We start from the raw sequence: 13,797 nt of genomic DNA, 5'->3' as shown, positions 1-13,797 counted from the left end.
GGGGGCCGGGGAGGGCGACGGGGGCGGCCTGAGGGCACGCGCGCTCTCCGTGGGATCAGGTGATGGGGGTTGTGCCCCCGTGGGCGTCGGCTCGGACTGCTCCTCTTCCTCCTCGGCAGGATCCTCGCCGGATTCCTCCTCGGCAGGATCCTCGCCGGATTCCTCCTCGGCAGGATCCTCGCCGGAGTCCTCCTTGGGAGGGGCAGCTCCACCCGGATCTTCGGGCGGAGTCTCCTCTTCGGGCGGAGTCTCCTCCTCGCCCGGATCCTCGATCGGTTCCTCGACCTTCTCGTCGTCGGGATCAGCCCCGTCGTCCTTGCCCTTGCCGCAGGAGGCCTCACGAGGGTCATCGCCGCAGGGGTGCTTCTTGCCTCTGCCATCGGGGGCCCCGCCGCGGGAGGCATCCGCCCCCAGGGCGAGGCTGACACCGATGCCGGCGACAGCAGCGGGGTGCTCTGCGGTCAGATCCGTGCTCGGCGACTGGGCAGCAGCCACCGGAAGAGCGATGGGGGCTGCGATCGCCATGGCGGCGGTGCAGACGCACATTCGTGCTCGCAATCGCATGGACGCGGTACCCCCTCTCTCTATCGCTCCCGTGCAACGGGAGCCTCGGTGCCTTGGGTCCTGCGGTCCGGTCGGGAACATTACCCTACCGATTCTTTACCTTCGGCGTACCAGGGTGACAACGTGCGGGCTCCGTTGCAAGAGACCTGTGCATGGCGCCACGCCCTGGGCGGTGGTACCGCGCGGGCCATGAGGTCAGTCGCTGAGGACCCCGTCCACGAGCGCCTTGGCGGCGTCCTGCACCTGTGCCAGGTGCTCATCACCGCGGAACGACTCCGCGTAGATCTTGTACACGTCCTCGGTGCCCGAGGGGCGTGCCGCGAACCAGGCCGACTCGGTGGAGACCCGCAGACCGCCGATCGCGCCCCCGGCAGGGGCTTCGGTGATGGCGGCGGTGATCGGCTCGCCGGCCAGCTCGTCGGCGGTGACCTCGTCGGCGCTGAGCGCCTTCAGACGCGCCTTCTGCTCCCGATCGGCCGGGGCATCGATACGCGCGTACGAGCTGCGACCGAACTCCTCCACCAGCTCCGCGTGCAGCTGGCTGGGGGTGCGCCCGGTGACCGCGAGGATCTCCGAGGCCAGCAGCGCCAGGATGATGCCGTCCTTGTCGGTGGTCCACACCGATCCGTCCTTGCGCAGGAACGATGCTCCGGCGCTCTCCTCCCCGCCGAAGCCCACCGAGGAGTCGATCAGCCCGGGCACGAACCACTTGAAGCCCACCGGCACCTCGAACAGCTCGCGCCCCAGGGAGGAGACGACCTGGTCGATCAGCCGGGAGGACACCACCGTCTTGCCGACCTTGGCCCCTGCGGGCCAGTCGGGACGATGGGCGAAGAGGTAGCGGATGGCCACGGCCAGGTAGTGGTTGGGATCCATCAGCCCGGCATCGGGGGTGACGATCCCGTGACGGTCGGAGTCCGCATCGTTGCCGGTGGCGATGTCGAAGCTCGAGCGCTGCTCCAGCAGCGAGGCCATCGACCAGGGGCTCGAGCAGTCCATTCGGATCTTGCCGTCCCGGTCCAGAGTCATGAATCCGAACTGCGGATCGACGGAGGGGTTCACGACCGTGAGGTCCAGATCGTGCAGCTCACCGATCGTGGCCCAGTAGTCCACGGCCGCGCCGCCCAGAGGATCGGCGCCGATGCGCACCCCGGCCCGCCGGATCGCCGCGATGTCGACCACGGAGGAGAGGTCCTCCACGTAGGTGTGGAGGTAGTCGTGACGACCGGCGTCCTGCAGCGCCTTCTGGCGGCCGTGACGACGCACGTCCCGCAGGCCCGAGGCGAGGATCTCGTTGGCGCGATCCGCGATCCAGGAGGTGGCATCGGAATCAGCGGGACCGCCGTGGGGCGGGTTGTACTTGAAGCCGCCGTCCCGGGGCGGGTTGTGGCTGGGGGTGACCACGATGCCGTCGGCGCGGGAGGAGTCCTCGGCGCCCTTGCCCCGGTTGTGCACCAGGATCGCGTGGGAGATCGCCGGGGTGGGCGTGTAGCCGTCCATCGAGTCGATGAGGGTGGCCACCTCGTTGCCCGCCAGCACCTCGAGCGCGGTGTCGAAGGCGGGACGGGACAGGGCGTGGGTGTCGCGGCCGATGAACAGCGGACCGTGGATCCCCTGCGAGGCCCGGTACTCGACGATGGCCTGCGTGGTGGCGGCGATGTGGTCCTCGTTGAACTTCGCGTCCAGCGACGAGCCGCGATGCCCGGACGTCCCGAAGGACACGGCCTGGTCCGGATCCGACGGATCGGGGTGGATGTCGTAGTACGCATCGAGCAGCTCGTCGACGTCGACGAGGTCCTCGGTCTGTGCCTTCTGGCCTGCGCGGGGATGCATGTGCGGCGCTCCGTCCTCGGTGGTGGTCCTGCCAGACCACTGTAGGGGAGCAGGGTGATGCAGCGGCAGGCCAGGGTCGAGCGGTGAGACGGGACCACCGCTCCGGTCCACACCGCGGGGCGTCGCGGACCGGGAGGCTCAGCTGCGGCGTGAGCGCACGAGCTTCACGATGCCCACGATCACCAGCACAAGGCCCACGAGTCCAGTCAAGATGCCGATCGCGGGCCCGATGAGCAGCGGGCCAGCGATGCCGAACACGCTGTACGGACCCAGGTAGGCGGGTGCGTCGGTGCCCTCGCAGCTGACGGTGACCGTGGTGTCGGCGACCGCGGCCACCCCGATGGTCTGCTCGTAGGTGGAACCGTCGCCGAAGGTGACGGTGCCCGAGGTGGGAACGATCGTGATCGACCCCTGATCGGGGGTCTCGGCCGTGCAGCTGCTGCCGGCCGCGTCCTCGGAGGGGATGTACACGATGATCATCTCGTTGGCGGCCATCGGCACCTCGCCGGAGCTGCCCTGCAGCACGGCCGGTCCGCTGACCTGGTCCGACACGATCGAACCGAAGGACCACACCAGCCCGCCGATGGTCACTGCCGGGGCGATGACGAGCAGCAGCACCAGGCCGACCACCAGGGGGATGATCCGGCGTCGCTTCCGCGGCTGGGTGGGCCCGCCGGGTGCGGGCGCGGATGCCACGTAGGGGAGGCGCCGGCCGGGTGGCCGTGGGGTGATGCGCCGTAGGGATCCTGTGCGGGCTGCGGGGGCGCCTGGCCGGTCGGGCCGACGGGGGCCGAGACCGGGGACGGGGCACCGTACTGCTCCTGCCCGTCGTACCCCTGCGAGCCGTACCCCTGCGCCCCGTATCCCTGGCCGTCGTACCCCGGGACACCGGGCCCCTGTGCACCGGGCTGCCCCTGCGGTGCGGCGTCGTCCCTGCCGGGGACCGGACCGGGCAGCCCGTAGGTGGGGCGGCGTCGGCCGCCTGAGGTGCTGTCACGGTCGGACATCGGTCCTCCTTCTGCTCGGGGCCCGCCCAGGATATCGGCGCCCGCCGTCCCGGGGGGATGCCCGGTCTCAGCGCAGGCTGATGACCACGATGACCATTGCCAAGGACATCAGCCCGGTCCCGAACGGTGTCAGCAGCCACGTGAGCACGACGCTGCGAACGACGTTCCACTTGATGTGGCGCGGCCCACGGGCCAGGCCCGCCCCCACCACACCGGAGGCCAGCGTGTGGGAGGTGGAGATCGGCGCGTGGATTCCCGCGGCGAGCCCGGCGATCACCAGGACGGCCGAGCTCTCGGCGGCCAGCCCCTGTGCGGCGGACAGATCGGTCATGCGCCGGCCGATGGTGCGGATGATGCGGTGGCCGCCCATGAGGGTGCCGGCCGCGACGGCCACCGCGATCGGGACTCCCAGGAACATCGTGGAGGCGGGCTCCAGGCCCGCGGACGCGGCAGCCACCATCGCCACCGCCATCGGGAGCCGCACGTCGTTCATTCCGTGGCCGGTGGCCACCGCGCCCGCAGAGACCGTCTGAGCGAAGCGGATGTGCCCGGTGCGCAGGCGCTCCGTGCGACCTATAGCCATGAGGGCCCGCATCGCCAGGTAGCTCAGCGCCACCGACAGCACCGGCCCCAGCAGGGTGGGGATCAGCACCAGGGCCGCGATCCGGTCCACGGAGCCCCCCTTGCCGAGGGCGAGGTACGCACCGGCCACCCCGCCGTAGAAGGCGTGCCAGGTCGAGGAGGGCATCCCGTACCACCAGGTGCCCACCTCCCAGGCGAGCGTGGACAGTGCTATCGCGATCAGTGCGAAGGCCAGTAGGTCCGGGTCCCCCGCAGTGGCAGCGGCCATCTCCGTCAGACCCAGCAGTCTCAGCGCCCACGTCGTGGTCAGCGCCAGGATCAGCAGGGCCAGCAGAGCGCCCAGCAGGTTCAGCAGGGCGGCCATGGCCAGCGCCGTCGACTCCCGCAGGGAGCGGGTCGCGATGGCGGTGGAGACCGCGTTGGAGGCGTCGTGGAATCCGTTGACGTAGGCGAGGGCCAGGGCGAGCCCCACCACCAGGACCAGCAGTCCGACGGACACTCAGGCTTCCTTGACCCGCAGCAGGTCCGCCAGGCGTGCGGTGCGCTCCTGCAGCTCGATGGTGCGGCCGATCGCCGAGGTGACGTCCCGGAAGGCGAGCAGGTCGGAGGAGGCCCCGCCGCGGCGGTACAGCTCGGCCAGCGCCTGCCGCACCAGCCGGTCGCCCTGCCGGCGAATCTTGCGCACCTGGGTGTAGTAGTCCTCGATGTCCGCCACTCGGTTCAGCGACCAGGTGGCCACCAGGGTGTGCTCGGCGGCGCGCTCGATGCCCTTGGCGGCCTCCAGCAGCGGGGTGGGCAGGGAGCCCACCCGGGTGAGCACGAGCAGCTCGGAGGTGTGCTCGAGGGAGTCGGTGGTATCGGCGATGGTGAGTGCGAACTCGTACAGCAGCTCTGCCTCGTACGGGGTGATCAGCGATTCCGCCAGACGGTTGGCGATGCGGCCGCACAGCTCCGTGGCGCGTGTGGCGTTCTCGTGCAGGGCGGGCAGGATCCGGCTGCGCTCGCGGTACCCGTGGCCGAGCAGACGGGAATGGGCGTCGGCGGCCTGCACCAGGATCTGCGCGAGCTCCCCGAACTGTCCGTACAGCGGACGTTCGACCCTGCGCGGGAAGAACAGGTCCACGCTCGCGCGCCTCCTCGTGGGGCCGGGCGGCACTCGCCGACCACAGCCGGGGGCCGATGACGTTGGTGCGCCGGACCGGGATGCGCCTGTCGGCGCGAAGGCCGCTCGAAGCGGCAGATGTTGGAGCCCGGGGCAACCGCGGCCCGGCGCATGAGCCATCGTAGAGCACCTGCCCTGAGGTGGGCCACCACGAGCGACGACGCCGATCTCACACCGTGCTGCCGGGCGATCTTGCGCAGACCTCGTCACAGCCGGGCCGGTGCTCCCACTGCCGCCGGGCCATCGCGGCGGTGGCTCCCGGGTCTCACCGCGGGAGCCGGCGTGCCGGTGGCCCCGGCCTCACTCCAGCGTGCCGGCCTCCGCCTGGTGGCCGGCGGCGACGAGCGCCTCTCCGGTGGACAGCAGCCGCTCGGCCTGCACCATCAGCCGCTCCTGCTCCGCCTCGTCGACGTCCTCGCGATCGGCCAGGTGGGCCGTGCCGTGGGCGGCAACCGTGGCCACCGCCCCTGCCCGGTTCAGGGCCAGCGCGAGGTCACCGGTGAAGGCGCCGCGCAGGATGTCGTCCATCGTGCGGCGCACCTGCTCGACGTCCGGCGGCTCCGCGATGCCGGAGAGGTAGCGCAGTCCAGGCACCGTGCGCGATCCGCTGCGATATCGGCACACCACGTCATCGCCGTTGCGCTGCACCCAGGTGTGCAGCACGTACAGCCGCCACAGTGCCCCGGGCAGGGTGGTAGCGGGGGAGGCCGACCACAGCGCCGCCAGGTCTCCCAGGCCCTCCTGCGCCACCAGTCCCACCACGCGGTCGACGACCTCCGGGTCAGCCGTGCGGTACACCCCGTCCAGCAGTGCCTGTGCGGAGTCGTGGGCCAGATCCGTCGAGGACGCGGGATCCGGCTCGCCGGGGATGGCCTCCGCCACCGAGTTGAACAGCGGGGCGGGGCGACGGAAGCGGGGGCTGGTGGAGTCCATGGGCATGACTCTACGCAGGGTCTAGCCTGGGCCCATGACGATCCCCCGCCATCTCGGCCCGGACACCGATCGCCGCGCACTGCCCGACTACAGCCGCAGCAGCGCCACGGTGGAGCGGATGGTGCAGGAGCTGCAGGGCCCGCGTCCGCGCGGGGCTCGCCCGATGGTGCGCGCCCTGCTGCCCGCCCATGCCACCAGGGACACCGTGGTGCGGCTGATCGCGGCGGCCCTGCTGCTGGGGGCCGCGCTGGTGATGGTGATCGTGGGGGTGCTGGTGTGGTCCGGGCTGGAGGACGGCCGCTCCCCGGGTCTGGGCATGCTGCTGGTGCTGCTGGGCCTGGGGGGACTGGCGCTCGTGGCCGGGCTGCTGGGTGCCAGATTCGTGATCACGGCCCTGGCAGCAGCCCGCTCCCGGGTGGAGATCTCCGATGACGGGCTGCGCGTGGTCGGTGCGCTCGGTGCACGCACGGTTCCCTGGGCGGAGGTGGTGGCGGTCGAGTCGCGCGTGGTGCACCCGGTGCACTGGCTCACCGCTGCCCTGCGCCTGCGGGACGGCAGGCGCGTGGTCATGCCCGCCTTCGACCGCCCCCTGTGGGAGTACTCCGCTCCGTCCGGCCAGGACATCCGGGCACTGCGCATCGAACTGCACCGGCGGGAATCCGAGCGACGCCCCCGTCGTTGACACCTCCGCAGTCCACACGATGAGACCGCCGGCCCGCCGGCAGGAGAAGGGGGGACCTCCATGGAGGCCCTGATGATGACGCTCAGCTCCGGCGTGGCAAGCGGCATGAGGCCCTACCTCATGGCCTTCGTCCTGGGCCTGTCCGGCCGCCTCTTCGCTCTTGAGCAGATCCCCGATGCGCTGCAGCGCACCGACGTGCTGGTGATCACCGGGATCCTGCTGATGGTCGACTTCGCTGCCGACAAGATCGCGTTCCTCGATTCCTTCTGGGACCAGCTGCACACCGTGATCCGCCCCGTCGCCGGCGGTGCCATCGGGTACCTGGTGGGCGGGCAGACCGACACCACCTCCGCGATCGTGATGGCCGTGCTCGGTGCCGGTGCCGCGCTCGGCGTCCACACCACCAAGGCCACAGCCCGCGCGGCGGTCAACGTGTCACCTGAACCGGTGTCCAACGCACTGGTCTCCGTCGGTGAGGACGTGGCGGTCGTTGTGATCGCCGTGCTCACCGTCGTGCTTCCGGTCGTGGCCGGGATCCTGGCCCTGGTGATGCTGGCAGCCGGGCTCTACCTCGCGTACCGGATCCACCGGGCGTACCGGAACCTGCGCAGCCGCCTCGCCGAGGCACGGGCCAGACGCGCCGCCGGGAATGCCTGAGCGCATCCCGGCCACGGGCCGCAGACGCAGGGGCCGGAGCAGCGCGATGCTGCTCCGGCCCCTGCCACGTGTGCGTGCGGAACGACGCCTCAGACGCGACGATGCCTCAGGCGCCGGGCGCCTCGCTGACGCCGTTCTGCCACAGCGAGCGCACGGCTTGCTCGACGCCATCGCGCGGCAGCTCCGAGACCGACAGCACGCCCTGGTCGTCCAGCGGCAGATGACCCACCTTCCAGCGGCCGTCCTCCTCGACGTGGAACATCAGCGGGACCGTGGCCGACGGATCAGCGCCATCGGTGCGACGCAGGGAGACGGTGCGTTCGCGGCCCTCGGCCAGGAACGCGGAGACCACCTCTCCCACGGAGGCCGGCACCTGCTCGGCGTCCGGCAGGGCCGAGACGATGAAGGAGTCCAGCTCGTCCTGTGTGAGCATCAGGATGGCCTCGTTGGCCTTGATCACGAAGGCCATGCGCATCGCATCCCCCTCGGCCAGCGCGATCCCCATCCAGCGATCGGCGGCGGTCAGCGCGGTGGCGATCACCTGGCCCTCCTCGCCCAGCAGCCACTGGCCGTCGTCCGAGCGCTCCACCTTTCCCCGTGCCCGCAGGCCGGAGGTGACCGCGGCCGTCACGAACTCGCGGGCCTCCTCCGGGGCGCTGCGCAGGCCGATCTGCTCCCGCGTGACCGCGCCCTGTGCGGTGGGGCGCAGGTTCAGCATGAAGTCGATCTCGTAGGCCGTGTAGATGGTGGGCTCGTCCTGAGCATCGACATCGACGGTGGTCTCGGTCATGGCTTCCCCTCGTGGTCTGCTCTCGCGCCGGGTGCGCGCAGGGCGTGCGTCGTCACCGGAAGCATGTCAGATGGGAGGCGCCGGATGCATCCCCGGCCGGGATCCTGTGGAGGGCCGGCCGAGGCGCGATCCTCCCATCCCGGTCCCGCCCCATGCATGCGGCTCCCCACCTCCATCCACCCCGATCCCCGCCCCATACACGACGTGCTGGACGTCGGCCTGCTGCGCGAGTTGCCTTTGGTGAACCGGGAGCGCGGCAGGCCCCAGGAACCCCTCGACGTCGACGAGGTCCACCCCCGTTTCATCGGGGTGAAGGTCACGGCCCGCGAGACCTGCGCCGTGGCCCCGGCCGTGCGCGGTCAGCTCCACCTCCAGGAGGACCTCGAGCCCCCGGACCTCGTCGGCCAGATAGCAGTCGAGGCGCCCGTCCTCGACCTCGGGGAAGTCCGTCTGCAGCGCCTGGCCGTCGATCCGGGCGGTGCGGCAGGTGACCCTGGTGCGAAGCCGGAGCCGTCGGCCCGGCAGCCGCTACTCTGTCCCCACCCCATGACCCAGGAGCGCCCGATGATCCTCACCCAGTCCTCCAAGTTGCGCGACGTCTGCTACGAGATCCGCGGGCCGGTCCCGGCGGAGGCCGCGCGCATGGAGGCTCAGGGCCACCAGATCCTCAAGCTCAACATCGGCAACCCCGCGCCGTTCGGCTTCGAGGCACCCGACGAGATCCTCGTGGACATGATCAAGAACCTGCCCACGGCCCAGGGGTACTCCGATTCGCGCGGCATTCCCGCGGCCCGGCGTGCCGTTGCGCAGTACTACCAGATGCGCGGCATGCCCGGCATCGAGCTGGACGACGTGTTCCTGGGCAACGGGGTCTCCGAGCTGATCCAGATGGTCTGCCAGGCGTTGGTGGACGACGGCGACGAGGTGCTGATCCCGCAGCCCGACTACCCGCTGTGGACCGCCGCCGTCTCCCTGGCCGGCGGGCGCGCTGTCCACTACCGCTGCGATGAGCAGGACAGCTGGTGGCCCGATGTCAGCGACATCGCCGACAGGGTCACCGAGCGCACCAAGGCCATCGTGGTGATCAACCCCAACAACCCCACTGGCGCTGTGTACCCCGAGCGGGTGCTGCGCGAGATCGTGGAGGTGGCCCGCAAGCACGGCCTGCTGATCCTGGCCGATGAGATCTACGACAAGATCCTCTACGACGATGCGGTGCACACCCCGATCGGGTCCCTCGCTCCGGACCTGCTGACGATCACCTTCAACGGGTTGTCCAAGGCGTACCGGGTGGCTGGGTTCCGGGCCGGCTGGATGACCCTGTACGGCCCCCAGGACGATGCCACCAGCTTCATCGAGGGACTCGAGGTGCTCTCCAACATGCGGCTGTGCCCCAATGTCCCGGCCCAGCACGTGGTGGCCACGGCACTGGGCGGCTACCAGTCCATCAACGACCTGGTGCTGCCGGGCGGCAGGCTGCGCGAGCAGCGGGACGTGGCCTACGAGGGCCTCAGTGAGATCCCCGGGGTGAGCGTGGTCAAGGCCGAGGGCGCGCTGTACATGTTCCCGAAGCTGGACCTGGAGATGTACCGGATCCACAGCGACGAGGAGTTCGCCTACGACCTGCTGCGCTCGAAGAAGCTGCTGGTCAACCACGGCACCGGCTTCAACTACCCCGAGCCCGACCACCTGCGTCTGGTGACCCTCCCGCAGGCCGACGTGCTCGCCGACGCCGTGGACCGCATCGCCGACCACCTCGCCTCGATCCGCCGTTGAGGGCGCCCGGTCGCTCGGGCGAGGGTGAGCATCGCGACCTCCGAGCTCGATTGGAATGATCGTTCCACTATAGTGGGCTGTGCCCGGCGCCGACAGCCCGGGCGAGGAACGACGACGAGCAGGCAGCGAGCAGGAGGGGGCATGGGACGACAGTCCGCCTTCGTGCGGGAGGACACCGTGCGCTCCGCCCGCGACGTGTTCTGGAGCGAAGGGTACGAGGGCGCCTCCATGGCGAGCCTCCAGCGGGCCACCGGACTGAACGCCAGCAGCATCTACCACGCCTTCGGCTCCAAGCGCGGTCTGTTCGACGCCGCGATCGAGGACTACCTCGAGCGCGTCGTCCGCCCCGGGCTCGCCCCGCTGCGCGCGCCCGAGGTCGCCCCCGATGCTCTCGAGCGCTACTTCCTCGCGGCCCGCGCGCTGTTCGCGGACCCGTCCGGCCGCACCCTCTCCGACGGATGCCTGCTGGTGAACACCGCCTGCTCCGGGCTCGCCCGGGACGACGGGATCGCCGAGGCCGTGCGCGCCTATCGCGCCGAGCTGCTCGCCGCCTTCACCCGCGGCGTGCAGGCCCGACGCCCCGACCAGTCGCCGCAGGAGCGCGCGCAGCTCGTCGAGACCTGCGTCGCGCTGCTGATCAGCGCGCTGGTCATGACCCGGGTGGACCGGGATGCGGCCACCGCCGCGATCGACTCCGCCCTCACCGCACTCCAGAACCAGGAGCAAGGACACCCATGAAGCCCCTCTACACCACCGAAGCCCTGGCCACCGGCGGCGGCCGCGACGGCCACGTCGATGTCGCCGAGTCGGATCTCGCCTTCGACCTCGCCGTCCCGACCGCCATGGGCGGCACCGGCGCCGGCGCCAACCCCGAGCAGCTCTTCGCCGCCGGGTACTCCGCCTGCTTCCACTCCGCCCTGCAGGCCGTCGCCCGGCAGCAGAAGGTCGCGATCGACGGCTCGAGCGTCGGCGCCCGCGTCACCATCGGCTCGGAGGAGTCCGGCGGCTTCTCGCTCGCCGTCGAGCTCGAGGTGGTCATCCCGGAGCTCGACCACGACACCGCCCAGGCGCTGGCCGACGCCGCGCACCAGGTGTGCCCGTACTCGAACGCCACCCGGGGCAACATCCCGGTGGTCGTCACCGTCACCGACGACTGACCGCCCCGCGTCCGGCCGGCAGGCGTCGGGCAGGTGCGAGGAGCCCCGGCGGGATCGATCCCGCCGGGGCTCCTCGTGCTGCGGCATGCTGCTCACGGGCGCAGCAGCACCTTGCCCTGTCGGCCGTCGGTCAGCGTGGCCGCCACGGCGGCGGCGACCTCCTCCAGCGGGAAGGTGGCCGCGACCGGCAGGGTGACCTCGCCGGAGAGCAGGCCGGAGAAGATCTCGCCGATGAGCCGGCGACGCACCTCCGGCGCCATCTCCGCCGAGATCCGGGAGCCCCAGAAGCCCTCGACCTTCAGATCGCGGAAGATGATCGGGCCCGAGGGGAGCGCCATGGTCGAGTCGCCCATCGCCCCGAAGACCACCAGGCGACCGCCGTCCCCGAGCAGCGAGAGCACCTGGCCCGCCGCCTCGCCGCCCACGGAGTCCAGCCCCGCCGCGACGCGCGCCTCTCCGATCAGCGCACGCGCCTGCTCCTGCCAGTCCTCCCGATCGGTGGCGACGACGTCCCCGATGCCCTGCGCGGCGAGCTCCTCGACGCCGCTGCCGCGCCGCACCAGGCTGATGACGCGGATCCCGCGCAGCCGAGCGAACTGCGCGACGAGGCGGCCGACGGCCCCGGTCGCGGCGTTCTGCACGAGCACCTCGCCGGGAGCGAGGTCGAGGTGCTCGAGCAGGGAGACGGCGCTGAAGGGCATGGCCACGAGCTGGGCGGCGGACTCGTCCGGCAGCTCGGCCGGCACCGGGACCAGCGAGGAGGCGGGGGCGGTGAACAGCTCCGCCCAGGCTCCGGTGATCCCGGTCGCCGCGACACGGTCGCCGACGGCGTAGCCCTCGACGCCCTCGCCGAGCGCCTCCACCACCGCGACGGCCTCGCTGCCGGCGCCGGAGGGCAGCGCGGGGCGGACGCCGTAGGAGCCGCGGATCGTCCACAGGTCGTGGTGGTGGATCGGGCTCAGCGACATCCTCAGCAGCGCCTCGCCGGCGGCCGGAACAGGGGCATCGGCCTCGGCGGTGCGCAGGACGTCGGCGGGATCGCCGAAGCGGTCGTAGGTGATGGTGAGCATGGGATCGCCTCTCGATTGTGGAACAATCATTCCACTATAGCGGCGGGGTGCCTGCTGCTCGTGCGCGGCTCAGGCGTGCGTGGGCTGCGGTGCGCCCTCGCGGGCGATGCGGACCATCTCCTCGCGGTCCACGACCTTGATGCGGGCGCGCGGCTGGCCGTCGGCATCCACCGCGGCCGCACCGAGGGCCTTCTCGTGCGCGTCCAGCGCCATCCAGCCCTCCCACGTCGTGTACTGCACCCCGCGGGAGTCCAGCAGGCGCACGATCGCGTCGTTGTCGCGCTCCGGCGCGGTGGGCAGCTGCCCGGACTCGAGGTCCTCCAGCAGGGAGCCCACGGTCTCGATCGCATCGGACTTCGTCGCGCCGATCAGGCCGACGGGGCCGCGCTTGATCCAGCCGTTGGCGTACAGGCCCGGCAGCACGGTGCCATCCGCCTCGGTGACACGGCCGGCGACGTTGCTGATCACGCCGCGGGAGGAGTCGTAGGGGATCCCGGCAAGCTCGCTGCCGAAGTACCCCACCGCCCGGTACACGGCCTGCATCTCGTAGTCGACGAACTCGCCGGTACCCTCCAGGCGCCCCTCCTCGTCGAGCCGGGTGCGCTCGAAGCGCATGCCGGTGACGTTCCCGTCCTCGCCGAGCACCTCGACGGGCCGATGCCAGAAGTGCATGTGCAGGCGCCGGGTGACGGGCCCGCCGTGGTGGTCGGTGGGCTCCTCGCCCGCGGCCTCGCGGCGCTGCTGCTCCTCGAGCCAGTTCACGAAGCTCTGCACCACCTGGTCGGTGCGCTTGTCGGCCTTGATGGCCTCCCATTCGGCCTCGCTGATCTGCTCGAGGTCGCGGGGGTCCATGACCACCTGCACACCCTTGGGGTGGGCCAGCTCGCGGGTCTCCAGCGGCGAGAACTTTGCCTGGGCGGGTCCGCGGCGGCCGAACACGTGCACATCGGTGGTGCGGGCGGCGGCCAGCCCCTCGTGCACGTTGGCGGGGATCTCGGTGCGCAGCAGCTCGTCGGCGCTCTTGGACAGCACACGGGCCACGTCGAGGGCCACGTTGCCGTTGCCGATCACCGCGACCTGCTCGGCCTCCAGCGGCCAGGTGCGCGGATAGTCCGGGTTCCCGTCGTACCAGGCCACGAAGTCGGCGGCACCGTAGGAGCCGTCCAGTTCGATGCCGGGGATGTCCAGGTCGGCGTCCTTCAGGGCGCCGGTGGCGAACACGACCGCGTCGTAGTGCTCGCGCAGGTCCTCGATGGTCAGATCGGTGCCGAACTCCACGTGCCCCAGGAAGCGGATGTCGCCGCGGCCCAGGATGCGGTGCAGCGCGGTGATGATCCCCTTGATGCGCGGATGGTCCGGGGCCACGCCGTAGCGGATCAGCCCGAACGGGGCGGGGAGCCTGTCGAAGATGTCGGCCTGGACCTCCAGGCGCCCGGACTTCACGGGCTCGGAGCGCAGCAGGGTCTCTGCGGCGTACACGCCGGCGGGGCCGGATCCGATGACGGCCAGGCGGAGGGACTGCGGGGAGGAGGACATCTCACCTCGGTCTCGTGGCGCACGGATGCGCCGGACGGGAGCGCGCCG

Annotated in this window: 13 protein-coding genes and 1 pseudogene; 5 read left to right on the top strand and 9 right to left on the bottom strand. The window is 71.3% G+C overall.

The window, feature by feature from the left end:
• From IOE58_RS11760 to IOE58_RS11735, 6 genes and pseudogenes are all read right to left on the bottom strand, one after another.
• Nucleotides 1-525 (bottom strand): annotated as a pseudogene (locus IOE58_RS11760) (hypothetical protein); the annotation flags it as partial.
• Nucleotides 526-759: 234 nt separating this feature from the next.
• Nucleotides 760-2,397, bottom strand: coding sequence for a phosphoglucomutase (alpha-D-glucose-1,6-bisphosphate-dependent) (gene pgm, locus IOE58_RS11755; RefSeq protein WP_193866562.1), 1,638 nt, complete (start codon nucleotides 2,395-2,397; stop codon nucleotides 760-762).
• A 138-nt stretch (nucleotides 2,398-2,535) separates the two neighbouring features.
• The gene (locus IOE58_RS11750; protein ID WP_193866561.1) at nucleotides 2,536-3,093 is read right to left on the bottom strand and encodes a hypothetical protein; all 558 of its coding nucleotides are present in this window, start codon (nucleotides 3,091-3,093) and stop codon (nucleotides 2,536-2,538) included.
• Between the two features lie 378 nt (nucleotides 3,094-3,471).
• Nucleotides 3,472-4,485, bottom strand: coding sequence for an inorganic phosphate transporter (locus IOE58_RS11745; RefSeq protein WP_193866560.1), 1,014 nt, complete (start codon nucleotides 4,483-4,485; stop codon nucleotides 3,472-3,474).
• On the bottom strand, nucleotides 4,486-5,109 hold the full coding sequence (locus IOE58_RS11740) for a DUF47 domain-containing protein (RefSeq protein WP_193866559.1): 624 nt from the start codon (nucleotides 5,107-5,109) through the stop codon (nucleotides 4,486-4,488).
• 339 nt (nucleotides 5,110-5,448) lie between these two features.
• Nucleotides 5,449-6,081 carry a hypothetical protein gene (locus IOE58_RS11735; RefSeq protein ID WP_193866558.1) on the bottom strand — a complete coding sequence of 211 codons (633 nt, stop codon included), beginning with the start codon at nucleotides 6,079-6,081 and terminating at the stop codon, nucleotides 5,449-5,451.
• Nucleotides 6,082-6,115: 34 nt separating this feature from the next.
• Between IOE58_RS11735 and IOE58_RS11730 the strand changes: the two genes are divergently transcribed.
• Nucleotides 6,116-6,763, top strand: a complete 648-nt coding sequence (locus tag IOE58_RS11730; RefSeq protein ID WP_193866557.1) for a PH domain-containing protein — start codon at nucleotides 6,116-6,118, stop codon at nucleotides 6,761-6,763.
• 72 nt (nucleotides 6,764-6,835) lie between these two features.
• Entirely contained in the window at nucleotides 6,836-7,420 is a 585-nt protein-coding gene (locus IOE58_RS11725; protein ID WP_193866556.1) for a DUF4126 domain-containing protein, read from the top strand.
• A 106-nt stretch (nucleotides 7,421-7,526) separates the two neighbouring features.
• Here IOE58_RS11725 and IOE58_RS11720 read toward each other — a convergent pair whose 3' ends face one another.
• Nucleotides 7,527-8,210, bottom strand: a complete 684-nt coding sequence (locus IOE58_RS11720; protein WP_193866555.1) for a hypothetical protein — start codon at nucleotides 8,208-8,210, stop codon at nucleotides 7,527-7,529.
• Nucleotides 8,211-8,774: 564 nt separating this feature from the next.
• On the opposite strand from IOE58_RS11720, the gene IOE58_RS11715 reads away from it, so the two are divergent.
• The 3 genes from IOE58_RS11715 to IOE58_RS11705 all read left to right on the top strand — a co-directional run bounded on the left by IOE58_RS11715 (nucleotide 8,775) and on the right by IOE58_RS11705 (nucleotide 11,143).
• Nucleotides 8,775-9,986, top strand: a complete 1,212-nt coding sequence (locus tag IOE58_RS11715) for a pyridoxal phosphate-dependent aminotransferase (protein WP_193866571.1) — start codon at nucleotides 8,775-8,777, stop codon at nucleotides 9,984-9,986.
• A gap of 141 nt (nucleotides 9,987-10,127) precedes the next feature.
• The gene (locus IOE58_RS11710; RefSeq protein ID WP_193866554.1) at nucleotides 10,128-10,724 is read left to right on the top strand and encodes a TetR/AcrR family transcriptional regulator; all 597 of its coding nucleotides are present in this window, start codon (nucleotides 10,128-10,130) and stop codon (nucleotides 10,722-10,724) included.
• Nucleotides 10,721-11,143, top strand: coding sequence for an organic hydroperoxide resistance protein (locus tag IOE58_RS11705; RefSeq protein WP_010550080.1), 423 nt, complete (start codon nucleotides 10,721-10,723; stop codon nucleotides 11,141-11,143). The genes IOE58_RS11710 and IOE58_RS11705 overlap by 4 nt, the downstream gene beginning before the upstream one ends.
• Before the next feature lie 92 nt (nucleotides 11,144-11,235).
• Here the strand turns inward: IOE58_RS11705 and IOE58_RS11700 are convergent, their stop codons facing one another.
• Together IOE58_RS11700 and IOE58_RS11695 are read right to left on the bottom strand one after the other, a co-directional pair.
• Nucleotides 11,236-12,213, bottom strand: coding sequence for a zinc-binding dehydrogenase (locus IOE58_RS11700; RefSeq protein ID WP_193866553.1), 978 nt, complete (start codon nucleotides 12,211-12,213; stop codon nucleotides 11,236-11,238).
• Between the two features lie 69 nt (nucleotides 12,214-12,282).
• Nucleotides 12,283-13,749: an FAD-dependent oxidoreductase gene (locus tag IOE58_RS11695; RefSeq protein WP_193866552.1), complete on the bottom strand. Its 1,467-nt coding sequence runs from the start codon at nucleotides 13,747-13,749 to the stop codon at nucleotides 12,283-12,285.
• Between the last annotated feature and the right edge of the window lie 48 nt (nucleotides 13,750-13,797).

Origin of the sequence: Brachybacterium epidermidis (genome assembly GCF_015209585.1) — a bacterium.
Taxonomy (GTDB): domain Bacteria; phylum Actinomycetota; class Actinomycetes; order Actinomycetales; family Dermabacteraceae; genus Brachybacterium; species Brachybacterium epidermidis.
This window is presented reverse-complemented; position numbering and strand designations above follow the sequence as displayed.

What these genes read in the sequence shown, in the direction of transcription:
- pgm (WP_193866562.1), bottom strand. Translation starts at nt 2,397, where the DNA reads ATGCATCCCCGCGCAGGCCAGAAGGCACAGACCGAGGACCTCGTCGAC.
- IOE58_RS11735 (WP_193866558.1), bottom strand. Translation starts at nt 6,081, where the DNA reads ATGGACTCCACCAGCCCCCGCTTCCGTCGCCCCGCCCCGCTGTTCAAC.
- IOE58_RS11730 (WP_193866557.1), top strand. Translation starts at nt 6,116, where the DNA reads ATGACGATCCCCCGCCATCTCGGCCCGGACACCGATCGCCGCGCACTG.
- IOE58_RS11725 (WP_193866556.1), top strand. Translation starts at nt 6,836, where the DNA reads ATGATGACGCTCAGCTCCGGCGTGGCAAGCGGCATGAGGCCCTACCTC.
- IOE58_RS11720 (WP_193866555.1), bottom strand. Translation starts at nt 8,210, where the DNA reads ATGACCGAGACCACCGTCGATGTCGATGCTCAGGACGAGCCCACCATC.
- IOE58_RS11715 (WP_193866571.1), top strand. Translation starts at nt 8,775, where the DNA reads ATGATCCTCACCCAGTCCTCCAAGTTGCGCGACGTCTGCTACGAGATC.
- IOE58_RS11710 (WP_193866554.1), top strand. Translation starts at nt 10,128, where the DNA reads ATGGGACGACAGTCCGCCTTCGTGCGGGAGGACACCGTGCGCTCCGCC.
- IOE58_RS11705 (WP_010550080.1), top strand. Translation starts at nt 10,721, where the DNA reads ATGAAGCCCCTCTACACCACCGAAGCCCTGGCCACCGGCGGCGGCCGC.
- IOE58_RS11700 (WP_193866553.1), bottom strand. Translation starts at nt 12,213, where the DNA reads ATGCTCACCATCACCTACGACCGCTTCGGCGATCCCGCCGACGTCCTG.
- IOE58_RS11695 (WP_193866552.1), bottom strand. Translation starts at nt 13,749, where the DNA reads ATGTCCTCCTCCCCGCAGTCCCTCCGCCTGGCCGTCATCGGATCCGGC.